Source organism: Nostoc sp. LEGE 12454, assembly GCF_056620565.1.
Genome location: NZ_JBWQXL010000001.1, coordinates 365,341 through 383,696, shown reverse-complemented (window position 1 = coordinate 383,696; position 18,356 = coordinate 365,341). Strand labels below are relative to the sequence as shown.

15 protein-coding genes and 1 pseudogene are annotated in these 18,356 nt (G+C 41.6%); 7 read left to right on the top strand and 9 right to left on the bottom strand.

Annotation, left to right across the window (positions count from 1 at the left end):
- Positions 1–231 precede the first annotated feature (231 nt).
- Together purL and AC1F2U_RS01655 are read right to left on the bottom strand one after the other, a co-directional pair.
- Positions 232–2,631, bottom strand: a complete 2,400-nt coding sequence (gene purL, locus AC1F2U_RS01660; protein ID WP_480259550.1) for a phosphoribosylformylglycinamidine synthase subunit PurL — start codon at positions 2,629–2,631, stop codon at positions 232–234.
- An 867-nt stretch (positions 2,632–3,498) separates the two neighbouring features.
- Positions 3,499–3,984, bottom strand: a complete 486-nt coding sequence (locus AC1F2U_RS01655; protein ID WP_094348587.1) for an allophycocyanin subunit alpha-B — start codon at positions 3,982–3,984, stop codon at positions 3,499–3,501.
- A gap of 198 nt (positions 3,985–4,182) precedes the next feature.
- On the opposite strand from AC1F2U_RS01655, the gene rlmD reads away from it, so the two are divergent.
- Together rlmD and AC1F2U_RS01645 are read left to right on the top strand one after the other, a co-directional pair.
- Entirely contained in the window at positions 4,183–5,589 is a 1,407-nt protein-coding gene (rlmD, locus tag AC1F2U_RS01650; RefSeq protein WP_480259549.1) for a 23S rRNA (uracil(1939)-C(5))-methyltransferase RlmD, read from the top strand.
- Between the two features lie 391 nt (positions 5,590–5,980).
- A complete protein-coding gene (locus tag AC1F2U_RS01645) occupies positions 5,981–6,430 on the top strand; it encodes an ATP-binding protein (protein ID WP_322660494.1) in 450 nt (149 codons plus the stop codon).
- A 78-nt stretch (positions 6,431–6,508) separates the two neighbouring features.
- Here AC1F2U_RS01645 and AC1F2U_RS01640 read toward each other — a convergent pair whose 3' ends face one another.
- The gene (locus AC1F2U_RS01640) at positions 6,509–6,784 is read right to left on the bottom strand and encodes a DUF6439 family protein (RefSeq protein ID WP_480259548.1); all 276 of its coding nucleotides are present in this window, start codon (positions 6,782–6,784) and stop codon (positions 6,509–6,511) included.
- A gap of 44 nt (positions 6,785–6,828) precedes the next feature.
- Between AC1F2U_RS01640 and AC1F2U_RS01635 the strand changes: the two genes are divergently transcribed.
- Positions 6,829–7,191 (top strand): sll0565 family protein, encoded by a 363-nt coding sequence (locus AC1F2U_RS01635; RefSeq protein ID WP_480259547.1) that lies wholly within the window; start codon positions 6,829–6,831, stop codon positions 7,189–7,191.
- Between the two features lie 2 nt (positions 7,192–7,193).
- Positions 7,194–8,585 carry an asparagine--tRNA ligase gene (gene asnS, locus AC1F2U_RS01630; protein WP_480259546.1) on the top strand — a complete coding sequence of 464 codons (1,392 nt, stop codon included), beginning with the start codon at positions 7,194–7,196 and terminating at the stop codon, positions 8,583–8,585.
- Between the two features lie 101 nt (positions 8,586–8,686).
- On the opposite strand, the pseudogene AC1F2U_RS01625 reads toward asnS, so the two are convergent.
- The 6 genes and pseudogenes from AC1F2U_RS01625 to AC1F2U_RS01600 form a co-directional block, all read right to left on the bottom strand.
- Positions 8,687–9,239, bottom strand: a pseudogene (locus tag AC1F2U_RS01625) (transposase family protein); the annotation flags it as partial.
- 265 nt (positions 9,240–9,504) lie between these two features.
- A complete protein-coding gene (locus AC1F2U_RS01620) occupies positions 9,505–9,930 on the bottom strand; it encodes a hypothetical protein (protein ID WP_480259543.1) in 426 nt (141 codons plus the stop codon).
- A 54-nt stretch (positions 9,931–9,984) separates the two neighbouring features.
- Positions 9,985–11,106, bottom strand: a complete 1,122-nt coding sequence (locus AC1F2U_RS01615; RefSeq protein ID WP_480259542.1) for a geranylgeranyl reductase family protein — start codon at positions 11,104–11,106, stop codon at positions 9,985–9,987.
- Positions 11,107–11,301: 195 nt separating this feature from the next.
- Positions 11,302–11,850, bottom strand: a complete 549-nt coding sequence (gene frr / locus AC1F2U_RS01610; RefSeq protein WP_322708852.1) for a ribosome recycling factor — start codon at positions 11,848–11,850, stop codon at positions 11,302–11,304.
- A complete protein-coding gene (gene pyrH, locus AC1F2U_RS01605) occupies positions 11,837–12,565 on the bottom strand; it encodes a UMP kinase (RefSeq protein ID WP_094348577.1) in 729 nt (242 codons plus the stop codon). Before pyrH ends, frr begins: the two co-directional genes overlap by 14 nt.
- A 71-nt stretch (positions 12,566–12,636) precedes the next feature.
- Complete coding sequence (locus AC1F2U_RS01600; protein ID WP_480259541.1) at positions 12,637–13,191, bottom strand: thioredoxin family protein; 555 nt, start codon at positions 13,189–13,191, stop codon at positions 12,637–12,639.
- A gap of 448 nt (positions 13,192–13,639) precedes the next feature.
- Between AC1F2U_RS01600 and AC1F2U_RS01595 the strand changes: the two genes are divergently transcribed.
- The 3 genes from AC1F2U_RS01595 to AC1F2U_RS01585 all read left to right on the top strand — a co-directional run bounded on the left by AC1F2U_RS01595 (position 13,640) and on the right by AC1F2U_RS01585 (position 18,330).
- Positions 13,640–14,539: an alpha/beta fold hydrolase gene (locus AC1F2U_RS01595; protein WP_480259539.1), complete on the top strand. Its 900-nt coding sequence runs from the start codon at positions 13,640–13,642 to the stop codon at positions 14,537–14,539.
- A gap of 655 nt (positions 14,540–15,194) precedes the next feature.
- Positions 15,195–17,564 (top strand): site-specific DNA-methyltransferase, encoded by a 2,370-nt coding sequence (locus AC1F2U_RS01590; protein WP_480259538.1) that lies wholly within the window; start codon positions 15,195–15,197, stop codon positions 17,562–17,564.
- Positions 17,565–17,589: 25 nt separating this feature from the next.
- Positions 17,590–18,330, top strand: coding sequence for an AAA family ATPase (locus AC1F2U_RS01585; protein WP_480259537.1), 741 nt, complete (start codon positions 17,590–17,592; stop codon positions 18,328–18,330).
- The last annotated feature ends 26 nt before the right edge of the window (positions 18,331–18,356 follow it).

Genomic DNA, 18,356 nt, shown 5'->3' with positions numbered 1-18,356 from the left:
GATTTTAGAATGGTGATTTTAGATTTTTTGCCCAGTAAGAGCAAGATATGAACTAGAAGCAACGCCTCTAATCCAAAATCTAAAATTCAAAATCTAAAATTGGTAGTCAGTCACTGGAATTATATAGATGGCTGGGGAGTTCTTAACAAATCTTTAACCATCCATTAAAACAGTACCGTAAATTTGCTCAGAGACGCTAAAAGTTGTGAGTGAAGTCTAAATACTCCGCATTCAGCGCTCAGAAGTAGTGGTATGGATGGCGAGACGTTTAGCGATCGCATGGAAATAGCGATCGTTCATATCTTCGATACTAACTTTGATTAAGGTTTGGTTATCAGTGGTGAAAACCCCCAAACCCGTCTCAAAATTACTAACTACACCCAGTTTTTGCCACTCTTGACCCAGATGCTCCTGTAAATATGATTCCCAAATTTCTTGTTGTGCTGATGCTACAGAAACTAAAATTCTGGCACCACCTTCGGCAAACAACACCTCGTCAAGGCGGTTTAACTGTGTAGGTGCTATTTCTAAATTGATTTCGGCACCAAGATTGCCAGCAAGACAAGATTCGGCTAGTGCGATCGCCACTCCTCCCTCCGCAGAATCGTGGGCTGAACGTACCCAACCATTACGAATTCCTTCACGACAAACTTTCTGGACGCGGCGTTCCAAGTCAAAATCTATGCGTGGTGGTTTTCCGGCAACAGTATCGTGGATAGTGGCTAAATACTCAGATGCTCCCAAACTGATTTCGGATGCCAGAGGCAATCCAAGAAGATAAATCACATCGCCGGCTGCTTGCCAACCTTGACCACAAATTTTGGTTATATCGGGAATCAAGCCGACCATACCCACTACTGGGGTGGGATAGATGGGTTGTGGAATGCCTTGAGAATCTAAGGTTTCATTGTACAAAGAGACATTTCCGCCCGTGACTGGTGTTGCCAATTCTCGGCAACCTTCCGCCAAACCGCGACAAGCTTCTGCCAATTGCCAGTAACCAATGGGTTTTTCTGGAGATCCAAAATTTAGGTTATCCGTCACCGCCAGAGGTTCTGCACCCACACAGCTAAGATTGCGTGCAGCTTCTGCCACCACTGCCTTAGCTCCCTCGTAAGGGTCAAGATATACATAACGAGGATTGCAATCTACCGTCGCCGCCACTCCTGATTTGAGATTTGGGACTTCGGCTACGCTCAGTCGATCGATTTGGGATTTGAGATTGGGGATTTCTTCAAGGGGGCGCAAACGGATAACAGCCGCATCTGCGCCACCTGGAAGCATTACTGTATTATTTTGTACTTGATGGTCATACTGACGATATACCCAATTTTTAGAAGCGATCGTGGGTGTATCGAGCAAAATTAAGAGAATATCATTCCAACTTTGCAGTCCTTCTGGAAGTTCTATTCCAGCAGTTGTAGAAGGAGGTAGGGAATCAGCAGTCCATTCCCAAGCTTGACGTGCATATTCTGGTGCTTCTGCCAATAACTCCCGGTTATATAGTGGGGTATTTTCCGCCAAAGCCTCAGCAGGAATTTCTGCTGCTACTTCACCCTGAAAGAGAATCCGCACAATAGGTTCAGCGATGACTGTACCAGCAACAACGGCTTGAAGTCCCCAACGGTGGAAAATATCAATTAATTCTTGCTCGCGCCCTTTATGAGCAACAAACAGCATTCGTTCTTGAGATTCCGAAAGCAGATATTCATAAGGAACCATCCCCGTTTCTCTGACGGGAATTTTATCTAAATCTAATTCAATTCCCACACCGCCTTTTGCCGCCATCTCTGAGGTAGAACAGGTGATTCCCGCAGCTCCCATATCTTGGGCGGCGACAACTGCACCCGTTTTAAACGCCTCCAGACAAGCTTCAATCAACGACTTTTCCAAAAATGGATCGCCCACTTGTACAGCAGGGCGATCGTCTATGGATTGATCGCTCAATTCTGCACTAGCAAAACTCGCGCCTCCCATACCATCGCGCCCAGTGGTGGAACCAACATACAGCACAGGGTTGCCTAAGCCAGATGCTCCAGATTTGACGATTTCTGAAGTTTCCATCAACCCCAATGCCATAACATTCACTAGAGGATTTCCAGAGTAAGCAGAGTCAAAGTAAACTTCGCCGCCAACAGTGGGTACTCCCACACAGTTACCATAATGAGAGATTCCTGCCACCACACCGCTAAACAGCCGTTGGGTTTTGGGATCTTCTAAGCAACCAAAGCGTAACGAGTTTAATAGGGCAATGGGACGCGCACCCATTGTAAAAATATCTCTGAGAATACCTCCGACTCCCGTTGCAGCTCCTTGAAAGGGTTCGACCGCTGAGGGGTGGTTGTGAGATTCAATCTTAAAAGCTAGTTGAAGTCCATCACCCAAGTCTACAACACCAGCATTTTCACCAGGCCCCACCAGGATACGGGGACCATCGGTGGGAAATTGTTTGAGTAGAGGTCGAGAATTTTTGTAACAACAATGCTCTGACCACATCACGCCAAACATTCCTAGTTCAGCTTTGTTGGGATGACGGCCTAGCCGACGGACAATTTCTGCGTATTCTTCTGGTTTAAGACCTTCAGCAGCAATTTCTTGGGGGGAAAAGGCTGGTTTTGAGGTTGCAGTCATGGAAGTAATGCACTCTGGGGGGACAGAGCATTATTCTATCGATTTACTTGCCCTGTAAGTACAGTTCTTAATTGAAGCGCGATCGCTCTTCAATTAAACTTTAACTAAATGCTATGTATTTCTATCTTGGTAAATAATTGGTAGAAAATGCTTGTGCAGCCTTTCTTACAAGCAAACTTATTTCTTGGATGGGGGAGTAGTAAAACCTCAGAATGCACTTAACAGGATTATTTCGACCATGAGGTAGACAAGATAAAGATCATTAGCACACCAAATGCTTTAATCTTTAAAGATAACTTGATTTTTTAATCTTAGTGAAATTTCTAGCTCCTTTACTTACGTGAATCTAGTGTCCACTCAGAGATTATTCGGGTATATGCAGTTTAGATGTAACAATCAAGTGACGAGAATCACACATATCGATGATTAGGATCGTCTCCCAGCGATCGGTAACTAGGCATAATTAATGACAACTGAACTCTAGCCGAGTCATTAATAGGGAACACACTTAATAGCCGACAGCCTTAATCAAGGACTGTCGGTTTTTTGTATCTATTTGTCCTTATCCCCTATCTTTTGAGCAATGCCCCTCAAGAGTCCTGAGTAATGAGTGCTGAGTAGGGAAAATTTCAACTTGGAATTCGCAACAGGCTAAACACTCCGCTACTTCTAACGGAACTGTTTTGCCCCATACCGATAAAATTTCCCCACAACTGGTTGGTAACTTGACAGAGATTTTGCCACAGCCACTACCAAATGTGGGGAAGGTATGATCAAATTGGGGATTTTATGCCTATCGAGTGCTAATACCTCGCACTCACTCTAGTAGACCGAAAGTATATTCCTAGAACCAGCACACACTTTGTATTAAGACATCGCTTGAATGATGTAATCAAAGTAAGGTGCTGCTTCGGCAGCGTCTTCCGCACTTAGTAAGCTAAGGGAGGCTGTTTTAAGGGAATTGATCGCTTCTACCATTCCAGGCACGGGAACGCCCAATGAATTGTACATTTCCCGCACACCAATCAAACCGATTTTTTCAATTGGCTCTTTGTCACCGGCAAGTACACCATAAGTAATTAGGCGTAAGTACCAGCCAAAATCACGGATACATAGAGAGCGTTGGCGTTCTCCGTAAGCATTACCTCCAGGGGAGATAAAGTCAGGACGCTTCTGCCAAAGTTGTTTAGTTGCTTCCTGAACTATCTTTTTTTCGTTTTCGGCTAAAGTCGCCGCAATCCGCGTCCGTTGTACACCGGTTTGCAGAAAGTCTTTGATATTTTTAAGTTCGCCACTGCTGGGATAACGCAGTTCGTCGTCGGCTTTGAGAATAACTTGGCTAATTACAGTCATGATGATTGAAATCACCTGAAATATTATCTGTTAGTTTAGCGAGTTGGAGGTACACAAGTGAAGGGATCGGAGCTACTTATGTATTGAATTTATCTATTTGGGAAGAGTAGGGAGCAGGAGGAGCAAGAAAAAATAACTAACAATTCCCAATGCCCTATGCCCAATAACAAAAGACTAATGACCAAAGACAAATGACAAATGACTAAAATAATTTGGCAACAGGGTGAATTAATTGAAGTGACGATCGCTAACCTAAGTGATACAGGCGATGGTGTAGGACGCGCTGATGAACGTGTAGTGTTTGTCCCAGATACTGTCCCAGGCGATCGCGCCATTGTCCGTTTAGTACATGTTAAACCCAAATACGCCCACGGTAAGCTCCAGGAGCTATTGGAACCATCCGCCCACCGTATTCGACCCAGTTGTATTGTGGCTGACAAGTGCGGTGGTTGCCAGTGGCAGCATATTAATTATGATTACCAGCTAGCAGCCAAGCAAAATCAAGTTATCCAAGCTTTAGAACGCATTGGCGGTTTTATTAAACCACCAGTAGATCCGGTACTTGCTGCCCCTTCTGCTTTCGGCTACCGTAACAAATCTACATATCCTCTCTCGCTATCGGCAACAGCACAAGTACAGGCTGGCTACTATCAAAAAGGTAGTCACCAATTAATTAATTTAAATCAATGTCCAGTCCAAGATGCGCGATTAAATCCCTTACTTGCCGAAGTTAAGCAGGATATTCAACAGCAAGGTTGGCAAATTTACAACGAACAGCGCCATCAAGGAAAAATTCGCCATCTCAGTTTACGCATTGGCCGACACACTGGGGAAATGTTGCTGACTTTGGTAGTGAAAGAATGGAATTTAGCAGGAATTGAAACCCAAGCCCAGGAATGGTTAAAGCGCTATCCGCAGTTAGTGGGAGTGTCGCTCAATCGCAATAGTGATCGCACAAATGCTATCTTTGGATCGGACACCCGTTGCATCGCTGGAGTACCCCACCTGCGTGAAAATTTTGCTGGACTGGAATTTCAAGTACGCCCAGATACATTTTTCCAAGTGTATACCGAAACAGCAGAGGCACTATTGCAGGTAATTCAATCAGAACTCAATCTTCAAGGGCATGAGTTGCTAGTTGATGCCTACTGTGGTATTGGGACTTTAACTTTACCCCTCGCCAAAAAAGTACGTATTGCTAGAGGATTAGAAGTGCAAGCAGCAGCAGTAGAACAAGCGATTTTGAATGCCCACCGCAACGGAATTGATAATGCAACATTCCAAGTCGGGGCAGTAGAGAAATTGCTTCCTCAAATGGGCACAATACCAGAAGTAGTAATACTCGATCCGCCACGTAAGGGGTGCGATCGCGCAGTCATAGATACTTTACGGCAATTGAAACCATCTCGGATCGTTTACGTCAGCTGTAAAGTAGCTACCCTCGCCCGCGACCTGAAATTGCTTTGTCAAGATGGGCAATATACCATCACACGGGTACAACCTGCTGATTTTTTTCCTCAAACTGCTCATGTTGAAGCTGCCGCCTTTCTTGTGCTATCACATTTTGACAAGGGTAGTAATTCCTTCAAAAAAACTGAAATTTGAAATTTTTAGTCTAGTGCATACTAAAGATGCTAAAATTGAATTAAGGCAAAAATAAAAATTCATTTTGTTTAAATAAATTCAAGTTGCATGGGTTATTAAAAACATGAAGAAGATTGTGTAAATTATAAATCGGCAACTACCTAGAGTATGTCAATACTCTCTAAGAATTAACAGCATATTCTTAATTTGCTGACTTCCCGATCAAAGTTATTTCAGCCGATATACAGCTAAACAATCCTAATTCATACAATAGACCTAATGCTCCCTAGCATTTTCAAAATTTAGTTTTAAAGACGCAAGTTTGAAGGCAGCATGACCACCTCAAGTTTTATCAGGGTGACTGTAATAGCAAACTGATGTCTAGCTAACTGAAAGCTATGGGGTTTCTCTTGTGATTACTATTTCACTCCGTCCAGTTGGACGTTATTGGGGCACTATTAGTTTTGCCTCAACCCTCTACCTTTGTCCAATATTAGATTTACTGTTGGCAGAAATCCCAGCAAAATTACAAGCTGAACTGCGGCTAGGGCTTCAAGAAGCCCTAGTAAATGCAGCTAAACATGGTAATAATCTCGATCCTAGTAAAACAGTTGTAGTTCGTTTTTCCGTAATAGATAATCAATATTGGTGGATAATATCAGACCAGGGTAGTGGCTTTACTCCTTCATCTACTATTAATGAAGAACCAACAGACTATCTTCCACCAGATGAATCAGAAAATGGTCGTGGTTTATGTCTTCTGCATCAAATTTTTGATCAGGTAGAGTGGAACCGTAAAGGCACAGAATTGAGGCTTTGTAAACAAATGGAAAATCGCCGGGGATTATCTCTGCGGCGATAAGAGGGGTAGAGACGCGATTAATCGCGTCTAGGGAGTAGAGAAAGTTATTGGTTGATTGATTATTTTATTGCCTACTCTCTATTTTCCGTGAGTTGGACAGGGAGGGGCAGAAATAGAGCGATCTAACCAACCAATTGCCTGTTCTAATCTAGCTTGAGCTTCTTGTGGCTGATTCTTTAAAAGATACACAATAGCTGCTGCCACTTGTTCATTAGCGCGAGAATTGCGGTTAGACTTGAGGCGATGCCAATCGTTAGGGGAAATGCTCAGTCTTTCCATCAGGGCTTGAGCTAGTTCCAGAGTACTAAGTTCATTCAGTTGACTGGTTATCGGCAGCTGGGTAGATTGGGACATAACTATTGGCACATTTGCATTTACTTCTAATGTACTACTTGTAAATGAAGCCGCCAAAACAATCACAGCCGTCAGCAGAAAATCCAGAACCAGATTTTGAACAAGAACTAGAGGAAGTAGAGCGATCGCTCCTATCCTTAAGAGAACGTTACGAGCAAGTGCAGCGCGATCGCCAGCAACAGGCAGAATGGCAACAGCGCCGCGATCGACTAAAGCACAATAAATCTCAGACACCAGAAATCAAAGTAGAGTTACGGCAAATTCAACAGCAGTTGGAAAGGCTAGAAGTGAACTTAGAAAGCCAGTTATTTTCTTGGCGTAGCCTCAAAAAACCTTTCTGGCAAGTCGTCCGCTTTGGTGGAATGGGCGTTATCATAGGCTGGATATTAAAGTCTTATGCTGGGTAAATATGGTAAATCGACGGATTGCAGAAATATTGCGAAGTGGCCAACCTGATGAGTCCCTCCAAGTTCAAGGCTGGGTGCGGACGAAGCGCGAATCCAAAGGGTTTGCTTTTATTGAAGTCAATGACGGCTCATCACTAGCTAATTTGCAAGTCGTCATTAATCAGGATTTGCTAGATTACGAAGCTATATTGAAAAAATTGAATACAGGTGCTGCTGTCGAAACAACAGGGGTACTGGTGGCTTCTCTGGGTAAAGGACAGCGAATTGAATTGAAAGCCGAGTCCGTGAAAGTTTACGGTGAAGCTGATCCCGATACATATCCCCTGCAAAAGAAACGCCATTCCTTTGAGTTTCTGCGAACCATTGGACATTTGCGATCGCGTACTAATTCTTTTGGTGCAGTTTTCCGCGTCAGAAATGCTTGTTCGGCAGCAATTCACCAATTTTTCCAAGAAAGAGGCTTTTTGTGGGTACACACACCCATCATCACCGCTAGCGATTGCGAAGGCGCGGGTGAACTGTTTAGCGTTACCAGTTTAGATTTAAAGAATATTCCCCGCACAGAAAACCAAGCAGTAGATTACAGCCAAGACTTTTTTGCTAAACCCACATATTTAACAGTTAGCGGCCAATTAGAAGCGGAAGTCATGGCGATGGCGTTTTCTAACGTCTACACCTTTGGCCCTACCTTCCGTGCAGAAAATTCCAATACTTCCCGCCACCTAGCAGAATTTTGGATGGTTGAGCCAGAAATGGCTTTTTGTGACTTAGAAGGCGATATGGATTTAGCTGAGGCGTTTCTCAAACACATTTTTAAATATGTGTTGGAAACTTGCCCAGAAGACATGGAGTTTTTCAATGAACGCATTGATAAATCTGTGTTGGCGACAGCCGAAAATATTATTAATAATCAGTTTGAACGCTTAACTTATACAGAAGCCATCAAACTTTTAGAAAAAGCCGATGTTAAATTTGAATATCCAGTGAGTTGGGGTTTAGATTTACAATCAGAACACGAACGCTATCTAGCTGAACAACAGTTTAAAAAGCCAGTAATTGTCACAGATTACCCAGCGCAAATCAAAGCCTTTTATATGCGCTTGAATGACGATGAAAAAACCGTCCGCGCAATGGATATTCTCGCACCGAAAATTGGCGAAATTGTCGGTGGTTCCCAGCGCGAAGAACGCCTTGAAGTTCTAGAACGCCGTGTATTAGCGCAAGGATTAAACCCAGAAGACTTGTGGTGGTATTTGGATTTGCGTCGTTATGGTACTGTCCCCCACGCTGGTTTTGGATTGGGTTTTGAACGACTCGTGCAATTTATAACTGGTATGGGAAATATTCGTGATGTGATTCCCTTCCCGCGTACACCGCAAAGTGCTGAGTTTTAGTTTAAATTTTAGACCTGGCCATTTATAATCGCCAGGTTTTTGACTTTTATGGATAAAGAGAAATCCAACTGAAAAAATTTATCATGAGTATACGTTTCTCTTTCAATAAAATGATTCTTTTTGAGACGTAAACAAAAATACACTTTCTGCTCGCAGAGCCAGTTTGCTAGATTGACTGAACAAAATTATCTGTCTCCTAATACACAAATATTATAATCCTTCACAATTGGGAAAACTTGAGATAAAATTCTTTTCTGTTCATCTAAATTACTACTACCTAGCTTTGGTAATAACTCAAAATATATTGGGAAGCTTCTTTTGTCCCAAATTACACTTACCATGAACAGATTTATACAACCCCAATTTGTGCGGTCAATTGCTAAATAGATTATTTTTTGGGGTTCAAAATATATTTCTAACCATTCGATAACTATCGGAAACCAATTTTTTTATGTCGAGATTTGGTACTGATAAGAATCTCTGGACTTTCTTTCTTCTACTTTCAAATTCGATGGGTATTGGTAAAGCATTGGCCACAGCTTCTAAACTGACTTTCTTAATCACTTGCAGCACGTTAATCAAAATTTGCAGTAAGAGATATTCGGCTGTACTCAGTTGACTTTTGAGATGTGTTTGGTAGAATTTAGGTAACATTATCAATCTTATTGGTCTTATTGACAAAAATAGACCGAGCTTTTTCTACCATAAATTGCTGCTTTCTTTATCTCATAAGCTTTTTAGCCTATTTTGTCGCCCCGTCAGGAATCAGCGTCAGCTTTATGTTTTCCGCAAACCAGGTTTGGAAGGCTACAATCTTGAATTTATTTTGCAGGAGGATGCAACGTTATCCTTGATTGCCTTTCCAGAAATTGAAGTCCAGATTAGTCAAATGTTTCCATAATTTTTACAGATCAAACCTTTACTTCTCTGCTATTTTTAGCAAATGTCTAGATGAAATAGCCTTCATTTTCAAGTTAGTAAATTGCACTATCGCCTTTACAAAATCTTGCTGTTCTGGTTGCAAATGCAGTTTTTCTAGGGCTTGATTGATATTATTACCAGCCCGGAGATTGTGATTAAGTTGGGCACGCTGGGATGAGTTTAACACTGCCGCAATTTCCCTGTTTCTTCTCTGACGCACAGCCTGGAGTTCTTGTCGTTGTAAAGGAGTCAGGTTAATCTCTGACGAGGTGGAGTAGCTAGCAGTTTTGGTAGTTTGGGCGAAAATAATACCAGAAGTAGTATTGATTCGAACGGGTGCAGCTAAGGTAATTCCCGGCATGAAGAGGACAAGAGCAAGAATATTAGCGAACACAGATAGCCGTTTTGTCAAGTAAATTGCCATATTGAGAAATATCTAGTATACTGCGGCGGAAGTTTGCTTACTTTAACAAGTTGCTCAAGTCCCAAAACCAGGAATTAAACGCTTCAGGGCACGACCGGCAACGTCGCCATAGCGCAGTTCTCCACACAGAATCTTACCCATGATTTTCGCACCGGAAGGACGCTTAACACCAACTTTGTAGCCAATGTTTGGAAAACGATAAAATGCTCCACCTAATTTTTGTGCCCAAGCCATCTCAGTACCCCATTCTTCATTAATGGCTTCGCTATATTTCTCTAAGGCGTTGGTATCACCAGAAAGTGCCTCATTAATGGCTCCTGCTGCCATCAAACCGCTAAAAATTGACGGACGAATGCCTTCTGCTGTCATTGGATCGACTACACAAGCAGCTTCCCCAGCTAAAACTGCATTTTGGGTATGCAACTTTTGGTTGCCATCCCACAAGCAAAGAGGATAACCATATTGCTTGCCAGTTTTGATATCTACATTAAACGATCGCGCGTACTCATCTAAAATTTTCTTAAAATCCTGGGGTTTGCCGCCGACAAATGTACCGACACCAATGGAATAACCGTCCGCCTTCGGGAAGTTCCAAATGTAGCCGTTTTTCACCAAGCCAAACTCGAAATGAATTGTAGATTTATCCTTGACCTCTGCCGCAACTTCTGCTTCCAAAGCTCCTGCTAAACGGCGTTTACGATCTTTGAAGCCTAGCCATTTTGCCATTGGCCCTTTGACACCATCAGCCGCGATTAAGTAGCGACCTGTAACTGAGCCATTAGCTGTGTTAACTTGCCAGTAGTCGCTTTGAAACTCAATACCCGTTACTTCCGTATTATCTCGTAGTTCAGATCCTTGCTTTTGCCCTTGCTGCACTAGGAAATGGTCAAAAATATCTCGTCGCACCATCCAGACTGGTTCTTTTGTGGCGATTTTTGCTTCTACGGGGTCGCCCAAATTCCAGGTAAAGCGAAGGGAGTCGGCTTTTACAGAAATTACTGGGCTAAAATCAAAATCAAACCATTGAGCGATCGCTGGAGATACACCACCACCACAGGGTTTATATCTTGGCAGAGATTCTTTTTCCAACACTAATACTGAGCGACCTTGCTTGGCTAAATGATATGCAGCTGTTCCACCAGCTGGCCCAGCGCCGACGATGATGCAGTCGTACATATTGAATTTTTGCTCCAGAATTAGTTTATTTTCTATTGAGTAGGAACAATTTATGAATTGTTCCTACTTTTATTATTCATGTCCACTTACTTACTCGATCAATTTTTCGTAAGATTTATGCAATAAGTTAAGAAATGATAAAGGCTGAAGAATTTATCCATTATCCTTCAGCCTTTATGCTTAAGACTTTAGACTTTAAACAGTCGTGATGTCTTTTTCTTTTTCTGCCAACAGCGAGTCTATTTTGGCAGTATACTCATTTGTCAATTTTTGCAACTTGTCTTGTTGGTCTTTTGATTCATCTTTGGAGATTTCAGAGGCTTTCTCCTGTTTGCGAATGGCGTCTATAGCATCGCGGCGAATGTTACGAATAGCAACACGACCCTCTTCAGCATACTTGGATGCCATTTTGACAAATTCTTTACGGCGTTCGCTGGTTAAGGGCGGAATATTCAACCGGATTACAGAACCGTCGTTACTGGGTGTTAAACCCACATCTGAGAGGGAAATAGCCTTCTCAACGATGTTTAGGGTGTTGCGCTCGTAGGGTTGAATTAAGATCGTCGTAGCATCTGGCGTGCTAATATTTGCCAGTGATTTCAAGGAAGTAGGCGAACCGTAATAGTCCACCAATACCTTATCTAATAGACTCGCATTGGCGCGACCAGTGCGAATCGAGTTAAAAGCTCGTTGAGTTGCCTCAACGGTTTTTTGCATCGTACTTTCAGCTTCAGCTAATTTCACAAGAACCTCCCACAAGGGTGCCGATGGATTCTCCCAAGACTGCTCGGTGGATATTTCCTCGCACCGTTAGGTCAAATACCAGAATTGGGATATTATTTTCTTTACACAAGGCGATCGCAGTACTATCCATCACCCGCAAATCTTGGGCTAAAACGTGCGCGTAGGTTAAGCTATTGTAACGCTTGGCGTCAGGATAAATATGAGGATCGGCATCATAAACTCCATCTACTTTGGTGGCTTTAAAAATCACCTCAGCATCGATTTCTGCTGCTCTTAATGCCGCAGTTGTATCTGTAGTAAAAAAGGGATTTCCAGAACCAGCACCAAAAATTACCACCCGTCCTTTTTCAAGATGACGGATGGCACGACGACGAATATATGGTTCTGCTAATTCTTGCATAGCGATCGCGGTTTGCACTCGCGTCTGTACTCCTATGCGTTCTAGCGAATCTTGCAGCGTCATGGCATTCATTACCGTGGCAATCATCCCAATATAGTCAGCGGTTGCCCTGTCCATCCCCGCCGACGCTGCTTTGACGCCACGAAAAATATTGCCGCCGCCAACAACTATGGCGATTTGAGTGCCAGTGGCTATCACCTCTGCTAATTCTTGCGCTATTCCTTTGACCACTTCGGGATCAATGCCATAGCCCATGTTGCCCATTAAGGCTTCACCGCTCAGTTTGAGTAAAACCCGTCGGTAATTCGTTCCCATGAAGTTCCGCTTTATCAAAAAAGTTGCAATTGCCTCCAATTTAAGATAGCAGTTACAGGGACTATCTATGTCTAGTTACGCCAAATCAATGTAGTACCTACTGGTTCTGTTTGTGGTATGGCTATTTCTTCACCTTTAAACAGAGAAGCGATCGCAGTTCTCAAATAATCCTCTCCCACTGAAAATGGATCTTGGGGATGATTATCAATTTTACCTTTATAGCGGACTATACCGTTAGTATCTATGAGAAAGGCTGTTGGGGTTTTTGTTGCACCGAAACTACCGGTCACATCTTGCGTTGAGTCCCACAGGTAGGGGAAGTTCAACTGGTGACGTCGGGCAAAAGCTTTCATATTTTCAAAGCTTGACTTAGTGTCGTAGTCAACATTACTACCATTGAGTCCAATTAGTGTGAAACCTTTTGGGGCAAATTCGGCTTGAATGTTTTTTAGCCTGCCTAAATACCGATCGACATAAGGGCAGTGGTTACACATAGAAATAACGCCGACTGCTCGGAACTTCTCAAGATAACGCCTGAGATGGTGTACTTGACCATCAATTCCTGGCAGTTCAAAATCTGGTGCGTAGCTCCCAACGGGAGTATCAATTGTTTCTAGTAGATTCATAATTTCTGGCTCGCAGAACTAGGAACAAGAAAAATATTGTTAAATTCAGCGTCAGTTTCCAGTTGCAAACCACCCCTTAGCCGATGCCTCATATTCGCCAATCTTATAGACCAAATTTGCGATCGTAAATTGTGAAACTACTGAATCTAGCACGGATGCTAATTCGCTCACATCTAAAAAATAGCCCAAATATTACTCACATTAGAAACGTTATGATTTTTAATACTGACATAATCTCAGTTGTGAGTAAATTACCTCTATCAATAAGAAGAAAACTCTCTATACTGGATAAAACTATCAGCTTAGAAGCTTTTGTGGTATATGTATAGGCTATCACTAGAGCCAAGAATTTATTTTGAAAATCTGATAAATTTTATGCAAATTCAAAACAATTTTACTTGTCCCTTACTGCTAAAAAGCTTTTAGCATTCTTTACATCAAATTTATCATGACAACCTCAAGTTCAAAAACAGCACTTAACTCTACAAAAACCTGGATTTGGCAAGATTTTCCGATCTGTTACCAAACCCAAGGAACCACTGGGCCAGCTGTTGTCCTGGTTCATGGATTTGGCGCTTCTTGGTGGCACTGGCGAAAAAATATTCCTGTATTAGCGGAAAATTGCCGTGTTTATGCGATCGATTTGATTGGTTTTGGGGCTTCTGCAAAACCTCAACCTGGTGAAATAATTACCTACACATTAGAAACTTGGGGACAGCAAGTCGCAGATTTTTGCCGTGAAGTAGTGGGTGAGCCAGCTTTTTTAGTGGGAAATTCCATTGGCTGTATTGTCGCCATGCAAGCAGCAGTAAGTAATCCAGATATTGCCTTAGGAGTTGCTTTACTCAACTGTTCTTTACGGCTGTTGCACGATCGCAAACGGGAAACTTTACCTTTATCTCGTCGTTACGGAGCGCCTCTACTGCAACGCCTGTTATCTATCAAACCAGTTGGTGATTTCTTTTTCAATCAACTCGCCAAACCGAAAACGGTACGGAAAATTCTGCTGCAAGCTTATGCAAATGCTGAGATGGTGACAGATGAGTTGGTAGATATTCTCACTTCACCAGCAAGCGATGTCGGGGCTGGGGCTGTATTTCTGGCTTTTACTTCTTATTCTACAGGGCCATTACCAGAAGACCTTTTACCACTGTTACAGTGTCCGGCGATTATCTTATGGGGAACAGCCGATCCGTGGGAACCAATTAAATTAGGGAGAGAATTAGCTAACTTTGGGCAAGTAGAAAAGTTTATTCCTTTAGAGGGAGTGGGGCATTGTCCGCAGGATGAAGCGCCGGAGTTAGTCAATCCGATTTTACTCGATTGGATTTTGGAGCGATCGCGGTAATAGACTATTTTGATGCGATCGCTTTCAATGCTGGGGAAAAGCAAACTATTGCTGGTTAGTCTTTATACAATGGGGAAAGATGCTTTCCAAGCTAATCGAAAGCTAAAATCATAAATATGCATTTTGTCAACTTAATCAGATGAATCTGATTCAATCGTTTCGGATAAGTTGACAGATATTCTAGGCGGACTTCCTTTGTGTCGTAGCGAATTATATTCGTCCAATACTTTTCAAATATCCTCTTTAGATGCAGTAAACCTGTAATACCCATTTGGTTGGAGAAAATTTACCAACGAGTCTAAACCAGCTGAACAGCTAAATTGCAAAAATTTCAACGAAGTGGTCTAACAGGTCAAATAGATTGTAAATTAAAAGCTCTGAGGCAAGGGAAACTGATATGGCAAGGCAGAGGAAATCAGAGCAAAGAGAAATTGAGCAGTATAAACATGAAAACCAGCAACGGGTCAATAATCCACCTATTGGACTAGTTAACCCAAACACTGACCCAGAAGAGAGTACTAAGAAGTATACCTACGATCCCCACATTGATCCTCAGTTAGTTTGGGCGGGGAAAGCAGAGCATACCAGTTTTGAAGTACCTACAGTTTCGCTACACGTGCATGAACGCATAGATCCGCGCACAATTATTGAGGCAGTGCGGAAGCGTAAAGATGAAAAGATTAAACAACTGTCTTTATTTCAAACCCCAGAAGAAAATCCCCCGATTCGACAGGCTATTGAGTTCTACAAGCACAAGCATAACTGGACAAACCGCTTAGTTGCTGGAGATTCCCTTTTAGTGATGAATTCATTGCTAGAAAAAGAAGGCATGGCAGGACAGGTGCAAATGATTTATATTGATCCGCCCTATGGAATTCAATATGGTTCTAATTTTCAACCATTCGTGAATAAACGGGACGTAAAAGACCGCAATGATGAAGATTTAACCCAAGAACCAGAGACTATTAAAGCATTTAGAGACACTTGGGAGTTAGAAATTCATTCTTATTTAACTTATTTGCGCGATCGTTTATTGCTTGCAAAAGATTTACTCCATGAAAGGGGTTCTATTTTTGTGCAAATAGGTGATAAAAATGTCCATCGAGTTAGGTGCTTAATGGATGAAGTATTTGGCAGTCAGAACTTTTGTATGGAAATTGTTCTGATGAAAGCAAGCAGTCAGTCATCTAAATTATTGCCAGGTGTAAATGATTTCTTACTATGGTTTGCAAAGGATATAAGCCAGATAAAGTATAAAGAATTGTTCGCAGAATGTGACCCTATAGAAAATCCAAACGAGCGATATATTTGCGTTGAAACAAAAAATGGAGAACTTATTGATCTTTCTTTAGCACAAAAAACAGGCAAGGAACCATTACCAGAAGGTCGTATTTGTAGATTATGGCCAACATTTTCTCAAAGACGTGGCAGCGATAATTCATTTAAATATACCTTTAATAATGTTGAGTATGAGCCGCCTGCAAGGTATGGCTGGCAAACCACTATCACAGGTCTAAAACGTTTAGCAGATGCCGGAAGATTACATCCTATTGGTAAATCATTACGATGGAAAGTCTATCATGATGAGTTTCCATACAAGACTTTAAATAGTACTTGGTTAGATTTAAGACCAGGTGGATTTGGGGAACAGAGAATTTATGTTCTACAGACTGATCATAGAGCAATAGAGCGTTGTCTATTGATGACAACTGATCCAGGAGACTTGGTACTAGATCCAACCTGTGGCAGTGGCACTACAGCGTATGTTGCAGAACGCTGGGCAAGACGTTGGATCACTTGCGATACTTCTCGTGTATCTATTACTCTTACAAAACAAAGGTTGATGACGGCAGTTTTTGATTATTATGAGTTGGCGAATTTCAAAGAAGGTTTAGGTGACAATTTCAAATATAAAACAGTATCTCGTATTACGCTGAAATCCATTGCCAACAATCCAGAAATCAAAGAAGGAATGGCAGGAAAAAAAATTGAGGAAGTGATTCAAAAATACGCTGCTAAGGAAATTCTTTACGATCAACCTCTAGTAGATAAATCAAAAGTAAGAATTACAGGGCTATTTACAGTTGAGGCTGTTCCTGCACCAACCGTTAAACCTCTTGATGATATTGAAGAGTTTGCCGATACCCCAGTTGCGGATCAATCTATTGCTCGTTCTGGGGAAACCTTAAGACAGGCAGAATGGCGTGATGAGCTATTAAAAACGGGCATTCGAGGCAAAAGCGATCAACATATTCTCTTCTCAAGAGTTGAGCCTTTACCAGAAAAGCGTTGGCTCCATGCTGATGCCGAAACTAAACCTAGTAATCAAGAATATAATACTTCTCGAACCAGCAGTGGTACTGAAGAAAAGCCTATGCGGGCTGTTATTTCATTTGGCACAAAATATGCTCCTCTAGATCAACGTCAGGTAGAAATGGCAATTGAAGAAGCACAAACCCTGGTTCCCAAACCCAAGTTAGTTATTTTTGCTGCCTTTCAATTTGATCCTGAAGCGGCAAAAGATATTGATGAAACTAACTGGCCTGGTGTTACTCTACTCAAAGTACAAATGAATGCGGATCTACTTACAGAAGACCTGAAGAAAAAACGTGCCAGCAACGAGAGTTTTTGGCTCATTGGTCAACCCGATGTCGCACTTCGTCGTATTCATAGAGGAGAAGATACAGGTAAATGGGAAGTAGAAGTTCATGGCTTCGATTACTACAACACAAGAACTGGAAATATTGAATCTGGCAGTGTTGAAAAAATTGCCATGTGGATGCTGGATAATGATTATGACGGCAGAAGTATTTTTCCTAGCCAAGTTTTCTTTCCAATAGCAGGAGAGAAAGATGGCTGGTCACGTCTTGCTAGAAATCTTAAAGCCGAGATGGATGAAGATTTAATAGAGTCTTATCAAGGAACTGTTTCATTGCCTTTTGAAATGGGTAATTATCAGCGCGTTGCTGTAAAAATAGTTGATGATCGAGGAATTGAATCTCTAAAAATTATCAGACTCACTTAGAATATTAACTAATCTAAATTTATCTATGCTAACCAATATTAAACTAAAAAACTTTCGAGCATTTCGAGAAGATATAGATGTTCGTATCAGACCGATCACAATTTTGATTGGTCGCAATAGTGCTGGTAAATCTACACTTATTAAGTTTTTACTTATGCTCCAGCAAACTTTAGAATCTAGCGAATCTAGTGAAGGTAATTTTTTTTCTCCTGAGGGGCGACATGTCAGCCTTGGCACGTTTAAAGATTTAAAAAATACTAAGTCTCGTAGTAAAGTAACTCAATTTATTTTGAATCTCAGAACTAATGACTTGCCTGATATTAGAGTTCAACAAATTAGAGAAAAACTCCAACAAAGTAAAGCTATACCAAAACTAGAAAATAATAGCATTGATTTGGCAATTAATTTAAACCCATTTTCAACTGTTGCAACTGAATATTCACTAGGAGAAGCAACTAGCGTAAAAGTTGATTCACAAATAACTGCAAATGATTTAATAGCTGATTTTTACATTTTCGGAAGTATCCCATATAGTGGTAAACAGGCTAAACACACAGTTATTTGTAAGATAGGAGGGAAAAAAGTTCTCCACAAAGAAGAAACAAATATTAGGCGCACTAGATTTCTTAAATTTCCTCTTCCGAATGATCCAGTAGAGATACTCAAATCTGCTTTTGATAATCTTTACCTAGATGGTATAAGAAATGAAATTATATCTATGCGACATCTATCACCTGTTCGTGAAGAATCCGAGAGAATGGAGTAGATATTTTGAATAATGCTACAGCCATA